This is a genomic window from Pseudarthrobacter equi, assembly GCF_900105535.1.
In the GTDB taxonomy this organism is placed as follows: Bacteria; Actinomycetota; Actinomycetes; order Actinomycetales; family Micrococcaceae; genus Arthrobacter; species Arthrobacter equi.
In genome coordinates, this window is record NZ_LT629779.1 from 3,726,039 (window position 1) to 3,739,554 (window position 13,516).

Consider the following 13,516-nt stretch of genomic DNA (forward strand, 5'->3'; position numbering starts at 1 on the left):
GGTCCTGTAGGCTCGGGGAACCAACGCCTGAGGGGGCAGACGCATGGAACACGAACGCTTGAGGGACCACACCAAACCACCGGCTCACGCGAAGTCCCGGGACGAACAGGTCAACATCAGGTTCTCGGCCTGGGCTTCCAGCGTCGTGGCCCTGCTGGTCATGGCGCCGTCAATTTACCGCCTTGCCACAGGTGCTTTCGCCGGGTGGGACCTGGCGTTCATCGCTGTGGGCATCGGGCTGATTACCTTCCATATGGTCCGTCTGGTCCGGCTCCGCAACGAACAGGGACACGCACAGTGAGGGCGCCACGGCCAGCAGGCAAGACCCTGAACATGCCGGTCCTCATCATTCTCGCGATCGTCGCTGCGCTGGCTTTGGGGGTGCTGCTGAACTCACTTTCTGGCCCTCCGCGCCTGGCGGTGCTGGACCGTCCGGCCACGGAAGCTGACACCCTCCCGCCGGGCGTGACTGCCGTGCCCGAGGGCGAGCACACGCTACGGCTCGTGGCGGACGTCGACGACATCCGCTACTTCGTCAGCCAGAACACAGAGGGCACCACATCCTGCCTGACGGTGTTCCCGGACAACCACCCCCGGCAATGGGTCGCCGGCTGCGGCACCGGGTCCAAGAGCGACCAGGAAATCGTGCGGACGGGGTCCACCGGCATCGTCACCGCTGTCCTGGTTCCGGACGGCTACAACACCGCCGAGCTCGAGCAGGGCGGGTTCAAGAAGATCCACGAGAACGTCTACGCCGCCGCCACTCCGCGCGTTCCGGGTTCCTTCTAGGAAGCACGACGGCGGGACGGGGCTTGGGGAGGTCCGTTACCGCCGGTAGCTGCCCGGGTCCGTGTAGGCCGCCCAATATTGCGCCTTGCTCACGGCCTCGTCCCCGAGGTACCAGCTGACGACGAAGGGCACCAAGGCCAGCACCGCCACCAGTCCGCCGGCAATGATGCGAACCGGCCGGCGGGGCAGGGCGAACATCGAAGCAGCCGCGGTTGCCATCGAAGCAGCGGGTACGGCAACTCCAATAGCCATGATCCACTGGCGCTGCGGGATTTCAGCCTTCCAATACTCCGGCGGATAGTCGTCCGGGTCCCAGTCGAAACCCGACCCGAACACCATGAACGTCGACAGCACTGACAGGAACAGCAACGTGACGGCAAAGACCATCAAGACGCCGCCATCCAACCGTTTCCCCATGCCAACCATCCAACCACGGCACTGGCCACGCCCCTGACCCGCACCTGACCGGGCGTGACGGCGAAACTGGCCTCCCGCCGTCGTCCGCGGTTACCGTTAGGGCCGAAGCTGCTCCTGCGCTGCCAACGAATCCCGGACAGCCCCGTCCAAACTCCGCTGCGTGGCGGCCCAGCTGGCCAGCACCTTCAGCGCATCCTCCGACGGCGAGGCGGGCTCGGCTGTGTAGACGTTGATCCGCAGGCCCGGGTCCGCGGGGAGCTCAAGCGCCTCGTAGGTCAGGTCCAGGTCGCCCACGGCCGAGTGGTGCAGGCGCTTGCGGCCGGTGCGGTGGTACTTGACGTCATGCTTGGCCCAGCGGGTGCGGAATTCCTCGCTGCGGGTGGAGAGCTCGCCGATCAGGTCCGTGAGGTCCTTGTCGAACGGGTTCTTCCCGGCCGTGGACCGCAACACTGCCACAATGTCGTCGGCGCTGCGCTCCCAGTCGCGGAAGAAGGCCCGCGCCTTCGGGTTCAGGAAGGTGAACCTGGCGCTGTTGGGCGGTGTGACTTCCTCGGCCATCATGTCCTGGTACAGCGCCCGGCCCAGCTCGTTGGACGCCAAGACGTCGCCGCGGTCGTTCCGGACCCAGGCGGGCGCCGTCGTAATGGCATCGAGGATGCGCTGCACGCTGGGCCGCACCGTCTGCGGGCTCCGTTTGCGCCGCACACGGGGCGCCGCCGCGGACGCCCGGGCCAGGTCGAACAGGTGGGCCGTCTCGGCGTCGTCCAGCTGCAACGCCCGTGCGAGCGCCTCCAGGACACTGTCCGACGCGCCGGACAGGTTCCCGCGCTCCAGCCGGATGTAGTAATCGATGCTCATCCCGGCGAGCATCGCCACTTCCTCGCGGCGCAGCCCCGCCACCCGCCGGTTCCCGCCGTACGCAGGCAGCCCGGCCTCCTCCGGCGTGATCCGGGCACGGCGGGAGGTCAGGAACTTCCGCACATCGTCGCTGTGTGTCATGGCCTCCACGGTACGCGCAGGCCCGGCACCGGAGGGAGGTACCGGCGCACCCTCCCACAACCGCGCAAACCGAAATACCGTGAAGGCATGACCATGGAACTTACCCTCAACAACGGCGTCACCATGCCCGCCCTGGGCCTTGGCGTCTTCCAAAGCCCACCGGAACAGACGACGGCGGCAGTCCAGTCCGCGCTCGACGCCGGCTACCGGCACATTGACACCGCCGCCGCGTACGGCAACGAGCGCGAGGTGGGCGAAGGCATCCGCCGCTCCGGCCTGGACCGCTCCGACGTGTTCATCGAAACCAAAGTGTGGGTCAGCGATTACGGCTACGATGAAACCCTGCACGCCTGGGACAAGGCCGTGGGGAAGCTCGGGGTGGAACAGCTGGACCTGCTCATCCTCCACCAGCCCGCCCCGGACCGGTTCGCCAAGACCATCGCCGCCTACAAGGCCCTGGAGACCCTGCTCCAGGACGGGCACGTGCGGGCCATCGGCGTCAGCAACTTCATGCCGCACCACCTCAAGCAGCTGCTCGCCGAAACAGACGTGGTCCCCGCCGTCAACCAGATCGAGCTGCACCCCTACTTCGCTCAGCCGGATGTCCAGGCAGCCGATGCGGCCAGCGGGATCCTCACCCAGGCGTGGTCGCCCATCGGCGGCATCACGTTCTACCCCGGCTGGGGTGATGAGCACCGGCGGAACGTCATGGAAGACCCGGCGATTGCCGCCGTCGGGCAGGCCCACGGCAAGTCGCCCGCGCAGGTGATGCTCCGCTGGCACCTGCAGCAGGGCCGCTCCGCCATCCCCAAGTCCACCAACCCGGGGCGCATCGCCGAGAACTTTGACGTGTTCGACTTCGAACTGAGCGCCGAGCAGCTTGCCGCGATCGATGCGCTGGATTCCGGCGTGCGCAGCGGGCCGGACCCGGACGAAGCGCGCCTGGACCGGTTCGCGATGCCCATCCCCGAAGCCTGACCACACCCGACCGTCACCCGACAGACCTCCGAAAGGAAACCCCATGGCAACGTGGCTCATCACAGGATGCTCCACCGGACTTGGCCGCGCCCTGGCCCAGGCCGTCCTCGAAGCCGGGCACAACGCCGTCGTCACCGCCCGGAACGCCGCCTCGGTGGAGGACATCGCGGCAGCCCACCCGGACACCAGCCTGGCCCTCCCCCTGGACGTCACGGACACGGCGCAGGTGGCGGACGCGGTGGGGCAGGCGGAGGAGCGCTTCGGCGGCGTGGACGTGCTGGTGAACAACGCCGGCTACGGGTACCGCGCGGCCGTTGAAGAAGCGGACGACGGCGACATCCGGAGTTTGTTCGACACCAACTTTTTCGGCGCGGTGGACATGATCAAGGCCGTCCTGCCCGGCATGCGGGCGCGGAAATCGGGGGCGATCTTCAACATCTCCTCCATCGGCGCGCGCATCACCCCGGCAGGGTCCGGCTACTACTCCGCCACGAAGGCCGCGCTGGAGGGCCTGTCCGGCTCGCTCCGCAACGAGGTGCAGCCGCTGGGCATCAGCGTCACCGCCGTGGAACCGGGCGGCTTCCGCACCGACTTCGCCGGCCGCTCGCTCACCCAGTCCGCGACGCCGATCGGCGACTACGCAGACACGGCCGGCAAGCGGCGCAAGGAGAACGACACCATGGACGGCAACCAGGCCGGCGATCCGGTGAAGGCGGCCCAGGCGATCGTCACAGTGGCCGAGTCCGGGAACCCGCCGGCGCTGCTGCTCCTGGGCACTGACGCGTACGGGGCCTTCGGCATGGTGGCCGACGCCCAGCTGGCCGAGCGGGAGCAGTGGAAGGACCTCAGCACCAGCACGGACATCACCGGCTAGGCCCCTGCCCCGCCGCTGAACCCAACTAAGTCGCATTTGATGTCGTTTTGAGCCCTCATAACGACATCAACTGCGACCCAGTTGCCGGGGTGCGTCAAGAACCCGTCAAAATCGCCGGCAAACCGGCCCCTTTTCCGGCCCGCAGGCGTGTGATGGACGTGCAGGGTTGGCACGGGCGGCAAAGGCAGGGCACATGCGCTGGGACGATCTTCCCCAACACGACAGCGGGGTCCGGTTCGCCGCCCCTCCCGAAAAGGTGGAGGGGTACGGCGGCCGCGGCGTGAACGCGATCGCTCTCCACCCGTCGGGCGGCTACGTCTTCCTTGACACGGGCGGTGCCGGCTGGTGGGTGGTTTTTCAGCCTGATGCCGGGCCTGGTCTGCACTGGCGGCAGCGCCCGGGAGACATCCTGGCGTGCAGCGCCGCCTTCGATGAGATGGTCCACGTGGTGGTGCTGGCCTCGCATGTCCGGGGAGCCGACGCCCTGGCTGCCTTCCATTCCGCGATGCCCGCCACCCTCGAAGAGGCCGTGGACGTGGCCGCCGCGCTCACCACCCCCACCAAGTTGGAATAGTTCCGGGACGGCGCCAGAGCTACCTCGTCCAGCGAAGTGGCAGTGATGCGTTCACCATAAGGAACGCGAGGAGGAACCAGCCACCGCAGAGAAGAACCGGGTCCGGTGTGAGGACGCTGTAGTGGATGCCGTTCTCGCCGCCAACGTGCGGAACCCTCATCAGGCATCCTGCAGTCATCAGGCCCACGGCGATAGCGGATACTGCGACATATGCTCTGGCGTTGCCTGCCCACCGGCGGTTGACCCACGGTATGAGGCGAACGGGCAGGCCAAGCACAACGAGTGAGACGATAGCGACCGCTGCCACCACGAGACCGCTCAGAGCCAGGCCGACCAAACTCAACAACCCGTCATAGTCGACCGTCAGGGACAGCTGGATGATGCACCAGCTTGGCGCCATCAAAGCCAAGGCCAGAACCAACTGGCCGAGCGGAGCCAACCCCGTGCTTCCGTAACGTTGTCTAGGAAGGTCTCCCAGCGTTTGAGGTGCCGCCGGTGGGGCGATGAAGTGCTGCCAGTTCGCATCCCGGTAGTGCGTTTCGGGGCTCACTGGGTAGCGCGGAGGCCCTTGCGGAAGACCCGCGGCCGCGTCCTGTGCTTGGTCGCGCATATCGTCCCTACGCCGCTCGCCCGTGGCCGCCGCGGCGCCTCAATCGAAACGACGCGTTTACCGCCAGGAAAGTAAGGGCGAAGCATCCTGCCGTGAGGAAGCCAGGATGAGGCGTAGTCACGTCGAACGGAATTCCGTCGATTTCGCCAACTTGGCGCTCCGAAATATTGAAGCCGGAAATCAGGAGCCCTGCACCGGCTGCAGCGATGAGAACGTAGAGCCCCCAGTTCCCCAGCCACCAGCTGCTCAGCCGGCGGTTCAGGCGAAGAGGAAGTCCAAGCGCGATGCCTGCCCCCATGACGAAAATGGGCCCAAAGAGGAGCAGGATGATGGTGCCCAGGAACTCATATCCAACGCTCGCTGGCATCAGGCAGACGAACCACAGGACCGAAAGAATTGGATACGCGATGGCCAGTTGCCTGATGGGGGCGATATCAGGCATGTCCGCTGGTCTCACCCAGACGCCTGGCGCGTGGGTTTGTACCTCCGCGTGGACTCTTGGCCGTGCAGGTGAGTCACCTTGTTCCCCCATCCCGCCATTATGCCGGAGTTGTTTGGCTCGTAGATGGATCGTTCAACGCGCACCGCCGGCCGGTCTGCAAGCCGCTTAGGATTTCACTCATGGCACCCCCAACTAACTAGCAGTAGATGTCGTTTTGGGGCCCCATAACGGCATCTACTGCGACCTAGTTGGGAGAGCGGGAAACTGCGTGCGCCGCCCCGTGTAGGGTCAACGGGTGGAATCTCAGAGGACTGCGACGCTCACGGGCATACTGGACGGACTCGGGAACCGGCGGCAGGGCCCGGACTCAGGAGCAGTAAGTAGCGGATGGAAGCTCCCGGCCGCCCTGGGGCTCCTTGCATTCTGCGTGGCCTTCGTGGGCATGTGGATCCCCTCCTTCTGGGACGACGAGATCGCCACCATCTCCGCCGCCCGCCGCTCCCCCGGCGAACTGCTGCTGCTCCTTCAGTCCGTGGACGCCGTGCACGGGCTGTACTACCTCTTCATGCACTTCTGGACCTCCGTGTTTGGATTCTCGGAGATCGCCATGCGGATCCCGTCAGCCCTGGCCGTGGGGCTGGCGTGCGCCGGAACCACCATCATTGGCCGCAGGCTGGGTTCACCTACCACGGGCATCGCCGCCGGCCTGGTCCTGGCCTTCCTTCCCCGCATGGTCTGGGCCGGCACCGAGGCCCGGCAGTCCGCCTTCGCGGCGCTGCTGGCCGTGGCCCTCACCCTGCTCCTGCTGCGGGCCTGGGAGTCCAACCGCGTCCTCGACTGGGTGCTGTACGGCCTGTGCGCGGTGGTGGGCGTCTGGATGTTCATGTTCTTCGTCCTCGCCGTGATGGCGCACGCAGCGGCAGCGGTAATCCTGCGGCGGCGGGTCCTCGGAACGCTGGTAGCCTCCGCAGTGGCCGGTGCCACGGTGTTGCCGTTCGTCCTGCACGCCCTGGGGCAGAAGGCACAGGTGGACTGGATCCAGAACCGCTCGCTCGCCCAGACCCTCATGACCGCGGCCGTGAAGCAGTTCTTCTACGGCGATGACAGGCCCACCAACAACGCTCCGCCGCAGTGGGTCCTCGGCGCCATGCTGGTGCTCGGCGTGATCGAGGTGGGCCTGGTGGTGTGGGGTATCTGGGCTTCCCGGCGCCACGGCCGGCACCGGACTCTCATCGTCCTGGGCCTCTCCATCATCCTGCTCCCGGCCCTGGGGCTCCTGCTGGTCAGCGTGCTGGCCCAGCCGGTCTACGTGGCCAGATACCTGACCTTCACCGCCCCCGCCTTCGCCCTGCTGGTGGGCCTGGGGATCTCCCAGCTGCCCGCCCGGAAAGCCTGGCTGCGCCCGGTGGCGCTGGCCGCCGTCGTCCTCTGCAGCCTGGTTCCCCAGCTGACCATCAAGAGCGTGGTCAGCGAACCCGCCGACACCGAGCGCCGCGTCGCCGGCATGCTGGACGGGGCACTCCCCCGGCCCGCCGCCGTCGTGTTCGGGGAGCCGTACCTGCGCGACCTCGCCCTGGCCTATCCGGAACACTTCGACGGCGTGGCAGACCTCGCGCTGGAGGCAAGCCCAGCGGAGTCCGGAACGCTGTGGGGCGTGAACTCGCCCGTCGCCGCCGGTGAACTGGCCCGCCGCGGAAATGTCCTCTTCGTCGGCCAGGCCGGCGCGCCGGCCGACCTCTCCGCCTTCGCCGAAGCGGGCTGCCGGGAAACGGACAACCGGCCCTTCGAGCGCATGGTGCTGATTTCCTTCACCTGTTCCTGACCGGCCGCGCTCACATCCCCAACTAACTAGCAGTAGATGTCGTTTTGGGGCCCCATAACGACATCTACTGCGACCTAGTTGGGGGCGGGATACGCTGTCGTGATGCCCCACCTTGCCGACCTGCTGCCCACCCTGGCGGCGCTCGCCATCCTGGTGGCACTCACGGTGGGCGTCCTCTGGGGCTCCCGGACGCCGCAGTACCTCGCCCCCGCCGTGGCCATCCTCCGCGGCGCCGCCCAACTGGCCCTCATCAGCCTCATCCTGGGCGGCATCATCAGCGATCCGCTGTGGGTGGGCGCGGCGTTGCTGGTCATGTTCAGCGTGGCGGCCACGACGGCGGCGCGCCGGCTGGGCTGGTCGTGGCACCGGTTTGCCGTGGTGGGCGGAACAATGGCGCTGGGCATCACGGTGACCCTGGGCGTGGTGTTCGCAACCGGCGCGATCGACTTCACGCCGCGGTACGTGCTGGCGGTGGGCGGCATTGTGATCGGCAACTGCATGAGCATTGCCACCCTGGCCGGGCGCCGGTTCTACGAGGCCGTCAACGAGCAGTGGGACCAAGTGGAAGGGTGGCTGGCGCTGGGTGCCACCGCCGGAGTGGCCACACTGACGCAGGCCCGGCAGTCCGTGCATTCGGCCCTGATCCCCTCCACGGACCAGACCAAAACCACCGGCCTAGTCACGCTTCCCGGCGCGTTCGTGGGCGCCATTTTCGGCGGCGCCTCACCGCTCGAGGCGGGCCGGTTCCAGGTGGTGGTGCTCGCGTCCATCATGGCGGCGGGTTCCATTACCGCCGTCGTACTTCTCCGCTCGCTACGCGGCGTGAAGGTGCGTCCGGCGGTTCCCTGAGCGCCCGCACACCCGGCCCCGAACCAGGGCCGCCGGACATAGCTCCGCCACGGCCTCGGCTGCTGGTGGCGGGCCCAACCCCGCTCCGCGCGGCTCCGGCCGTGGCAGATTCCGGTGCTAATGCGAGACGCGGTAGGCGTGGCGGACGTCGGTGCTCGGCTTGATGGCGGCTGCTGTAACCACCAGCGCGGCGCCACCTGCGATCCACGATGTCAGCGCCGCTCCCGTGGCGCCTGTGTAGGTCCCCAGCCATGGCGAGAGGACCAGCCCTGCGGCGAGGATTGCCTGGACATATTCCATAGCAGGCATACCGGGCATGGCCAGGTTGATCAGGCCACTGACCACCAGCAGCCCGCCGAAAACGAGCATGCAGGTTGTGGACAAGTTGAGCTGCCGGGTCCACAGGACCGCGACCGCAGTGAAAAGTCCGGCGGCGACTGTTGCCCAGTCCTGCCACCGATACCACTTAGTCACTGAATTTCCTTTCTGTCCGGAACGGTCGGGCCCGCTGCCTTTCCGCCCCGCGGACACTGCTGTCCGCAACTTAAGTCAACGCCTCCCTGACCCCATCTTCAAGGGGAAAAAGGCCCTCCGGAACAGCCCGGAAAGACCTCTTGCACCGCCGGTACCAAGTGTTACTATGTAGTGGTAGTCAGCAACACTAAGTAGCAGGAGCAGCACATGGGCAAACAGATGACGGAGATGCTCAAAGGCACGCTGGAAGGCATCGTCCTGGCAATCCTGGCCACCCGGCCCGCCTACGGCTACGAGATCACCACGCGGCTGCGGGACCAGGGCTTCGCGGACATCGCCGAAGGCACGGTGTACGCCCTCCTGGTCCGCATCGAACAGCGCGGCCTGGTGGACGTGGAGAAGGTCCCGTCCGAGAAGGGCCCGCCGCGCAAGGTGTACTCGCTGAACGCAACGGGCACGCAGGAACTTGCAGAGTTCTGGAGGACGTGGAGCTTCCTCGCAGAACGAATCGAACAGCTCCACCAGGAAGGTAACTGACATGGCCGCCAAATGGATCGAAGCACTCACCGGACCGCTGGAGCAGAAGAAGCAGTACAAGCAGGCCAAGGCACGCCTCGATGCGCTGCCCGAGCCGTACGTCACCGCCGCGGCGGCCTTCAACAGGTACCTCATGTACTACGGCGGAGTCACCGAGGGCGACACCATGGTGCAGATGATCTCCGACCTCGCCGACCTCTGGGAACGCGCCGCCATCGACGGCACCCCGGTGGGCGACATTGTGGGCAGCGACCCCGTGGAGTTCGCCGAATCGTTCGCCCAGGCCTACGGGGGCAAGCGCTGGATCGACAAGGAACGCGCCCGGCTGATCGAGGCCGTTGACGATGCGAAGAGGAAGGAATCCAAGCCATGACCGCGGCAGCCGTCCCGGAACCGGCCATCCGGGTGCGGGGCATCGGCAAGTCGTTCAAAGACCTGCACGTGCTGCGGGGCGTCGACTTTGACGTGACGCCGGGGACCATCTTCGCGCTCCTCGGCTCCAACGGCGCCGGCAAGACCACCCTGGTTCGCATCCTGTCCACGCTGCTGGCGGCGGACGCGGGCACCGCCACGGTGAACGGGTACGACGTCGGCGCGGAGCCGGCTGAGGTGCGCGGGTCCATCAGCCTCACGGGCCAGTTCGCCGCGGTGGACGAGGTGCTCACCGGGCGGGAGAACCTGGTGCTGGTGGCCCGGCTGCGCCACCTGCCCGAACCGCGAGCCATCGCGGACGAACTCCTGGCCAGGTTTGCCCTCACCGAGGCGGGGAACCGCAGGGCCGCCACCTACTCGGGCGGCATGCGGCGCCGGCTTGACATCGCCATGAGCCTGATCGGCAACCCGCCCGTCATTTTCCTCGACGAACCCACCACCGGCCTGGACCCGCAGGCCCGGCTGGAGGTGTGGCAGACCGTCCGGCAACTCGCCGGCCAGGGCACCACCGTGCTGCTCACCACGCAGTACCTTGACGAGGCCGAGCAACTGGCAGACCGCATCGCCATCCTGCACCAGGGCACCATCATCCGGAACGGGACCCTCGCCGAACTCAAGCAACTCCTGCCGCCGGCCACGGTGGAATACGTCGAGAAGCAGCCCTCCCTCGAGGACGTCTTCCTGGCCCTCGTTGGAAAGGAACTGTGATGACCACGCACATTCTCAGCGACACCCGTGTGCTTACCGGCCGGTCGCTGCGCCACATCCTCCGCAGCCCGGACACCATCATCACCACAGCGGTGACCCCGGTGGCCATGATGCTGCTGTTCGTTTACGTGTTCGGCGGGGCCATCAGCACCGGCACGGGCGGCCCGTACGTCAACTACCTGCTGCCAGGCATCCTGCTGATCACCATTTCCTCCGGCGTGGCCTACACCGCATACCGGCTGTTCCTGGACCTGCAGGGCGGCATCTTTGAACGGTTCCGGTCCATGCCCGTGGCCCGGCCCAGCGTCCTCTGGGCCCATGTGCTCACCTCGCTTGCCGCAAACTTTGCCGCCGTGGCGATCGTGGTGGGCGTGGCCCTGGTGATGGGCTTCCGGTCCGGGGCGTCCGTGGCGGCGTGGCTCGCCGTCGTCGGGATCCTGGCGCTGTTCACCCTGGCGCTGACGTGGATCGCGGTGATCGCGGGCCTGCTGGCGAAGACCGTGGACGGGGCCAGCGGCTTCAGCTACCCGCTGATCTTCCTGCCGTTCATCAGCTCGGCGTTCGTGCCCACCGGCTCCATGCCCGGCCCTGTGGCATGGTTCGCCGAGAACCAGCCGGTCACCTCCATTGTGGACACCCTCCGTGCGCTTCTCGCCCAGGAACCGGTGGGCATCGGCATCTGGACCGCGCTGGCCTGGCTGGTGGGCATCTTGGTAGTGGCCTACGGCCTCGCGGCGGCCATCTACCGCCGGAAGTCCGGCTGAACGGTGCCGGTTCAGATGGTGCCGGTTGAGGTGGTTCACCGCAGCCCGCGGTGAACCAGTTCGGCGTTTTGGACGTTTTATCAGTGTGGTCCTCCGAATACTGACGGCTGTGGCATTGTTCATCGACGCCGGGGTGCACCTCTTCCTCGCCCCGGGCCATCAGGACGCGCCGCCCGGCGTCATCAGCCAGGGCACCCTGTTCCTGCTCGAGGCCGCCGCCGCGGTCCTGGTGGGGCTGTGGGTGCTGGTCCGCGGCAGCCGCGCCTCCTATGCCGCAGCCCTGGTGGTGGCCTTCAGCGCGTTCGCCGCCGTGATGCTCTACCGGTACGTTGATGTCCCGGCGTTCGGCCCGTTCCCGGCTATGTACGACCCTGTGTGGTTCTTCTCAAAGACCCTCAGCGCCGTGGCCGAGGGCGCCGGAACCATCCTCGCGGCGGCAGGCCTGGTCCGCAGCAACCGTGCCCGGCGCGGCGCCCCGGACGCCGCTCGTCACGACACTGTGCGCCGGGATACTTAGATGGTGGAGACCATCGCAACCTGGCGTCCGACGCCGGCCGACCGGATCACCCTGGTCCGTGCCGCCCTCGCCGCCGCCTGCGCCGTGCTGGCCGTCCCGCCGCTGTTTGCCGGACCGGTGCCCGGCCAGGTTCCCGGCGAGGGGACCGGCCTGCTCCTGGTAATCCTGGGCAGCACAGCACTCCTGCTCGACGCTGTGGACGGCCCCGTGGCCCGGCGGACCGGGACCGCGTCGGAGGCGGGAGCCCGGTTCGATTCCGCCACGGATGCTTTCCTGGTGCTGGTCCTGTCCGTTGCCACGGTGACGGTGGTGGGCCTGTGGACGCTGGCCATTGGGGCGATGTATTACGTGGTGGCGGCAGCCGGGCTGGTCCGGCCGCACCTGCGTGAGCCATTGCCGCGGAGCATGGCCCGCAAGGTGATCGGCGCCGTCCAGCCGCTGGCTCTGCTTCTAGCCTTGGTCATGGCCCTGGTCCCGGGCATTCCGTCCGCCCTTGCGGCCGCCGCTCCGGCCGTGGCACTCCCGCTGCTCCTGTTCTCCTTTGGCCGTGACGTCGTCGCGCTTGAACGGCGCCACCATGCGTCCGCGGCTTCGTCCCGACCGGCAACTCCGCAGGCGGCACCCGCACGCGGCGCCGCCACCTGAGCCAGAGGTCCAGGTTCTCGGCCCAGAAATTATCTGCCGGAAATTATCCGTTCAGGATTATCCGCTCTGGCCGAGGAACGCCCGGATAGCCTCGGCCATCCGTGGGGCCTGGGTCCAGTGCAGGTAGTGCCCGCCCTCGAGGGGCAGCACCTGGTGGCGCCGGACGTTCTGGAGCAGGTTCTCGGCCGCCGAGACCTTCTCCGCAGTCTGGTCAGTCTTTTCATCGGCAACAAAGGCCAGGACCGGCAGGTCGTCCGGGTACGTGACGCCCCGCAGTGCCTCGGCATTGTTGGCGATCCGGGCCGTCTCGTCCTCCACGGCCGGGTTGCCGAAGTTCCAGGACCACATCATGCGCATGCGCTTGAGTTCGTCCTCGGTGAAGGCGCTGCTGCCCGGATCCACGACGGCGGGGGCCACCGACGCCACGGCCCGCAGCAGCCCGGTGGCGGACACGGCCCGGGCCCAGTTGATGCCCGGCTCCGGCTCCGGGACTGGCCCGTCCCCGGGCTTGGGGATGCTGGCGTCGATGCCGATCACCGCTGCCACCTCGCTGCGGTACCGGTTGGCGTAGTCCAGCAGGTAGAACCCGGAGATGGAGTGGCCGGCCAGGACGTAGGGCCGCGGAACCTGCAGCGATTCGAGTGCCTGGTGAAGTTCGTTGCTGATGTTCTCGTTGCTCCGCGGGCCTGCCTCCGGATCGCTGTAGCCGTAGCCGAACCCCTCCACCACCGTCACGTCGAAGCCGTTGAGCTCACGGACCAGCGGCTGGAAGTCCAGGCCGGGGGCCGGGGTTCCCAGCCCGCTGAGGAGCACGATGGCCTGGCCCTGCTGCCCGTTCCGCACCACGTTCAGGTTCCCGCCGGCCACCGCCACCCGCTCCCCGTACGGCTGGACGGTGGCCCGCTCCCGGGACTCCAGGAACAGGTTCAGCAGCGTGGAGGCCAGGACCAGGCCCACCACGGCGAGCAGGACGAACCCGGCCCGGCGCAACCTGCGCCGGGGCTTCTTCCGAAGCCCGGCGTCGGTGGCTTCCCTGAGGCGGAACATGCGGACGGCCTGGTGAGCGGTATCAGGCGGGAATCAGG

General features: G+C 67.6%; 19 protein-coding genes. 13 read left to right on the plus strand and 6 right to left on the minus strand.

The features are described 5' to 3' along the window. Positions 1-43 precede the first annotated feature (43 nt). Together BLT71_RS16915 and BLT71_RS16920 are read left to right on the plus strand one after the other, a co-directional pair. Positions 44-301, plus strand: a complete 258-nt coding sequence (locus BLT71_RS16915) for a hypothetical protein (protein WP_157693494.1) — start codon at positions 44-46, stop codon at positions 299-301. A 32-nt stretch (positions 302-333) separates the two neighbouring features. Further along, a complete protein-coding gene (locus BLT71_RS16920) occupies positions 334-789 on the plus strand; it encodes a hypothetical protein (RefSeq protein WP_091722584.1) in 456 nt (151 codons plus the stop codon). Between the two features lie 36 nt (positions 790-825). Here the strand turns inward: BLT71_RS16920 and BLT71_RS16925 are convergent, their stop codons facing one another. Continuing rightward, complete coding sequence (locus BLT71_RS16925) at positions 826-1,206, minus strand: hypothetical protein (RefSeq protein ID WP_091722587.1); 381 nt, start codon at positions 1,204-1,206, stop codon at positions 826-828. 96 nt (positions 1,207-1,302) lie between these two features. Further along, positions 1,303-2,205: a helix-turn-helix transcriptional regulator gene (locus BLT71_RS16930; protein ID WP_091722590.1), complete on the minus strand. Its 903-nt coding sequence runs from the start codon at positions 2,203-2,205 to the stop codon at positions 1,303-1,305. 93 nt (positions 2,206-2,298) lie between these two features. Between BLT71_RS16930 and BLT71_RS16935 the strand changes: the two genes are divergently transcribed. The 3 genes from BLT71_RS16935 (at position 2,299) to BLT71_RS16945 (ending at position 4,631) form a co-directional block, all read left to right on the plus strand. Continuing rightward, positions 2,299-3,183, plus strand: coding sequence for an aldo/keto reductase (locus BLT71_RS16935; protein WP_091724112.1), 885 nt, complete (start codon positions 2,299-2,301; stop codon positions 3,181-3,183). Positions 3,184-3,226: 43 nt separating this feature from the next. Next, positions 3,227-4,057 (plus strand): oxidoreductase, encoded by an 831-nt coding sequence (locus tag BLT71_RS16940; protein WP_091722593.1) that lies wholly within the window; start codon positions 3,227-3,229, stop codon positions 4,055-4,057. A 193-nt stretch (positions 4,058-4,250) separates the two neighbouring features. Further along, positions 4,251-4,631, plus strand: a complete 381-nt coding sequence (locus BLT71_RS16945; protein ID WP_091722596.1) for a hypothetical protein — start codon at positions 4,251-4,253, stop codon at positions 4,629-4,631. A 19-nt stretch (positions 4,632-4,650) separates the two neighbouring features. Here the strand turns inward: BLT71_RS16945 and BLT71_RS16950 are convergent, their stop codons facing one another. After that, positions 4,651-5,241, minus strand: coding sequence for a ZIP family transporter (locus BLT71_RS16950; RefSeq protein ID WP_172829997.1), 591 nt, complete (start codon positions 5,239-5,241; stop codon positions 4,651-4,653). A gap of 7 nt (positions 5,242-5,248) precedes the next feature. Then, the gene (locus tag BLT71_RS16955) at positions 5,249-5,683 is read right to left on the minus strand and encodes a hypothetical protein (RefSeq protein WP_231994339.1); all 435 of its coding nucleotides are present in this window, start codon (positions 5,681-5,683) and stop codon (positions 5,249-5,251) included. 295 nt (positions 5,684-5,978) lie between these two features. Between BLT71_RS16955 and BLT71_RS16960 the strand changes: the two genes are divergently transcribed. Further along, complete coding sequence (locus tag BLT71_RS16960; protein ID WP_157693496.1) at positions 5,979-7,505, plus strand: glycosyltransferase family 39 protein; 1,527 nt, start codon at positions 5,979-5,981, stop codon at positions 7,503-7,505. A gap of 102 nt (positions 7,506-7,607) precedes the next feature. Then, on the plus strand, positions 7,608-8,354 hold the full coding sequence (locus tag BLT71_RS16965) for an ABC transporter permease (RefSeq protein WP_091722606.1): 747 nt from the start codon (positions 7,608-7,610) through the stop codon (positions 8,352-8,354). Positions 8,355-8,471: 117 nt separating this feature from the next. On the opposite strand, the gene BLT71_RS16970 is transcribed toward BLT71_RS16965, so the two are convergent. Further along, entirely contained in the window at positions 8,472-8,828 is a 357-nt protein-coding gene (locus BLT71_RS16970) for an SPW repeat domain-containing protein (RefSeq protein ID WP_091722609.1), read from the minus strand. A 207-nt stretch (positions 8,829-9,035) separates the two neighbouring features. On the opposite strand from BLT71_RS16970, the gene BLT71_RS16975 reads away from it, so the two are divergent. The 6 genes from BLT71_RS16975 to BLT71_RS17000 all read left to right on the plus strand — a co-directional run bounded on the left by BLT71_RS16975 (position 9,036) and on the right by BLT71_RS17000 (position 12,431). After that, positions 9,036-9,365: a PadR family transcriptional regulator gene (locus BLT71_RS16975; RefSeq protein ID WP_091722612.1), complete on the plus strand. Its 330-nt coding sequence runs from the start codon at positions 9,036-9,038 to the stop codon at positions 9,363-9,365. Position 9,366: 1 nt separating this feature from the next. Then, positions 9,367-9,738: a DUF1048 domain-containing protein gene (locus BLT71_RS16980; protein WP_091722614.1), complete on the plus strand. Its 372-nt coding sequence runs from the start codon at positions 9,367-9,369 to the stop codon at positions 9,736-9,738. After that, the gene (locus BLT71_RS16985) at positions 9,735-10,505 is read left to right on the plus strand and encodes an ABC transporter ATP-binding protein (RefSeq protein ID WP_091722616.1); all 771 of its coding nucleotides are present in this window, start codon (positions 9,735-9,737) and stop codon (positions 10,503-10,505) included. The genes BLT71_RS16980 and BLT71_RS16985 overlap by 4 nt, the downstream gene beginning before the upstream one ends. Beyond that, positions 10,505-11,269 (plus strand): ABC transporter permease, encoded by a 765-nt coding sequence (locus BLT71_RS16990; RefSeq protein ID WP_091722619.1) that lies wholly within the window; start codon positions 10,505-10,507, stop codon positions 11,267-11,269. Before BLT71_RS16985 ends, BLT71_RS16990 begins: the two co-directional genes overlap by 1 nt. A gap of 109 nt (positions 11,270-11,378) precedes the next feature. Next, complete coding sequence (locus tag BLT71_RS16995) at positions 11,379-11,786, plus strand: hypothetical protein (protein WP_231994340.1); 408 nt, start codon at positions 11,379-11,381, stop codon at positions 11,784-11,786. A 3-nt stretch (positions 11,787-11,789) separates the two neighbouring features. Beyond that, complete coding sequence (locus tag BLT71_RS17000) at positions 11,790-12,431, plus strand: CDP-alcohol phosphatidyltransferase family protein (protein ID WP_231994341.1); 642 nt, start codon at positions 11,790-11,792, stop codon at positions 12,429-12,431. 57 nt (positions 12,432-12,488) lie between these two features. On the opposite strand, the gene BLT71_RS17005 is transcribed toward BLT71_RS17000, so the two are convergent. After that, positions 12,489-13,478 carry an alpha/beta fold hydrolase gene (locus BLT71_RS17005; protein WP_091722624.1) on the minus strand — a complete coding sequence of 330 codons (990 nt, stop codon included), beginning with the start codon at positions 13,476-13,478 and terminating at the stop codon, positions 12,489-12,491. Between the last annotated feature and the right edge of the window lie 38 nt (positions 13,479-13,516).

Bases quoted from the DNA above. Each gene is read 5' to 3' on its own strand.
- BLT71_RS16990 (WP_091722619.1), top strand. From the start codon at position 10,505: ATGACCACGCACATTCTCAGCGACACCCGTGTGCTTACCGGCCGGTCG.
- BLT71_RS17005 (WP_091722624.1), bottom strand. From the start codon at position 13,478: ATGTTCCGCCTCAGGGAAGCCACCGACGCCGGGCTTCGGAAGAAGCCC.
- BLT71_RS16965 (WP_091722606.1), top strand. From the start codon at position 7,608: ATGCCCCACCTTGCCGACCTGCTGCCCACCCTGGCGGCGCTCGCCATC.
- BLT71_RS16915 (WP_157693494.1), top strand. From the start codon at position 44: ATGGAACACGAACGCTTGAGGGACCACACCAAACCACCGGCTCACGCG.
- BLT71_RS16940 (WP_091722593.1), top strand. From the start codon at position 3,227: ATGGCAACGTGGCTCATCACAGGATGCTCCACCGGACTTGGCCGCGCC.
- BLT71_RS16975 (WP_091722612.1), top strand. From the start codon at position 9,036: ATGGGCAAACAGATGACGGAGATGCTCAAAGGCACGCTGGAAGGCATC.
- BLT71_RS16945 (WP_091722596.1), top strand. From the start codon at position 4,251: ATGCGCTGGGACGATCTTCCCCAACACGACAGCGGGGTCCGGTTCGCC.
- BLT71_RS16950 (WP_172829997.1), bottom strand. From the start codon at position 5,241: ATGCGCGACCAAGCACAGGACGCGGCCGCGGGTCTTCCGCAAGGGCCT.
- BLT71_RS16930 (WP_091722590.1), bottom strand. From the start codon at position 2,205: ATGACACACAGCGACGATGTGCGGAAGTTCCTGACCTCCCGCCGTGCC.
- BLT71_RS16980 (WP_091722614.1), top strand. From the start codon at position 9,367: ATGGCCGCCAAATGGATCGAAGCACTCACCGGACCGCTGGAGCAGAAG.
- BLT71_RS16925 (WP_091722587.1), bottom strand. From the start codon at position 1,206: ATGGGGAAACGGTTGGATGGCGGCGTCTTGATGGTCTTTGCCGTCACG.
- BLT71_RS16935 (WP_091724112.1), top strand. From the start codon at position 2,299: ATGGAACTTACCCTCAACAACGGCGTCACCATGCCCGCCCTGGGCCTT.
- BLT71_RS16955 (WP_231994339.1), bottom strand. From the start codon at position 5,683: ATGCCTGATATCGCCCCCATCAGGCAACTGGCCATCGCGTATCCAATT.
- BLT71_RS16985 (WP_091722616.1), top strand. From the start codon at position 9,735: ATGACCGCGGCAGCCGTCCCGGAACCGGCCATCCGGGTGCGGGGCATC.
- BLT71_RS16920 (WP_091722584.1), top strand. From the start codon at position 334: ATGCCGGTCCTCATCATTCTCGCGATCGTCGCTGCGCTGGCTTTGGGG.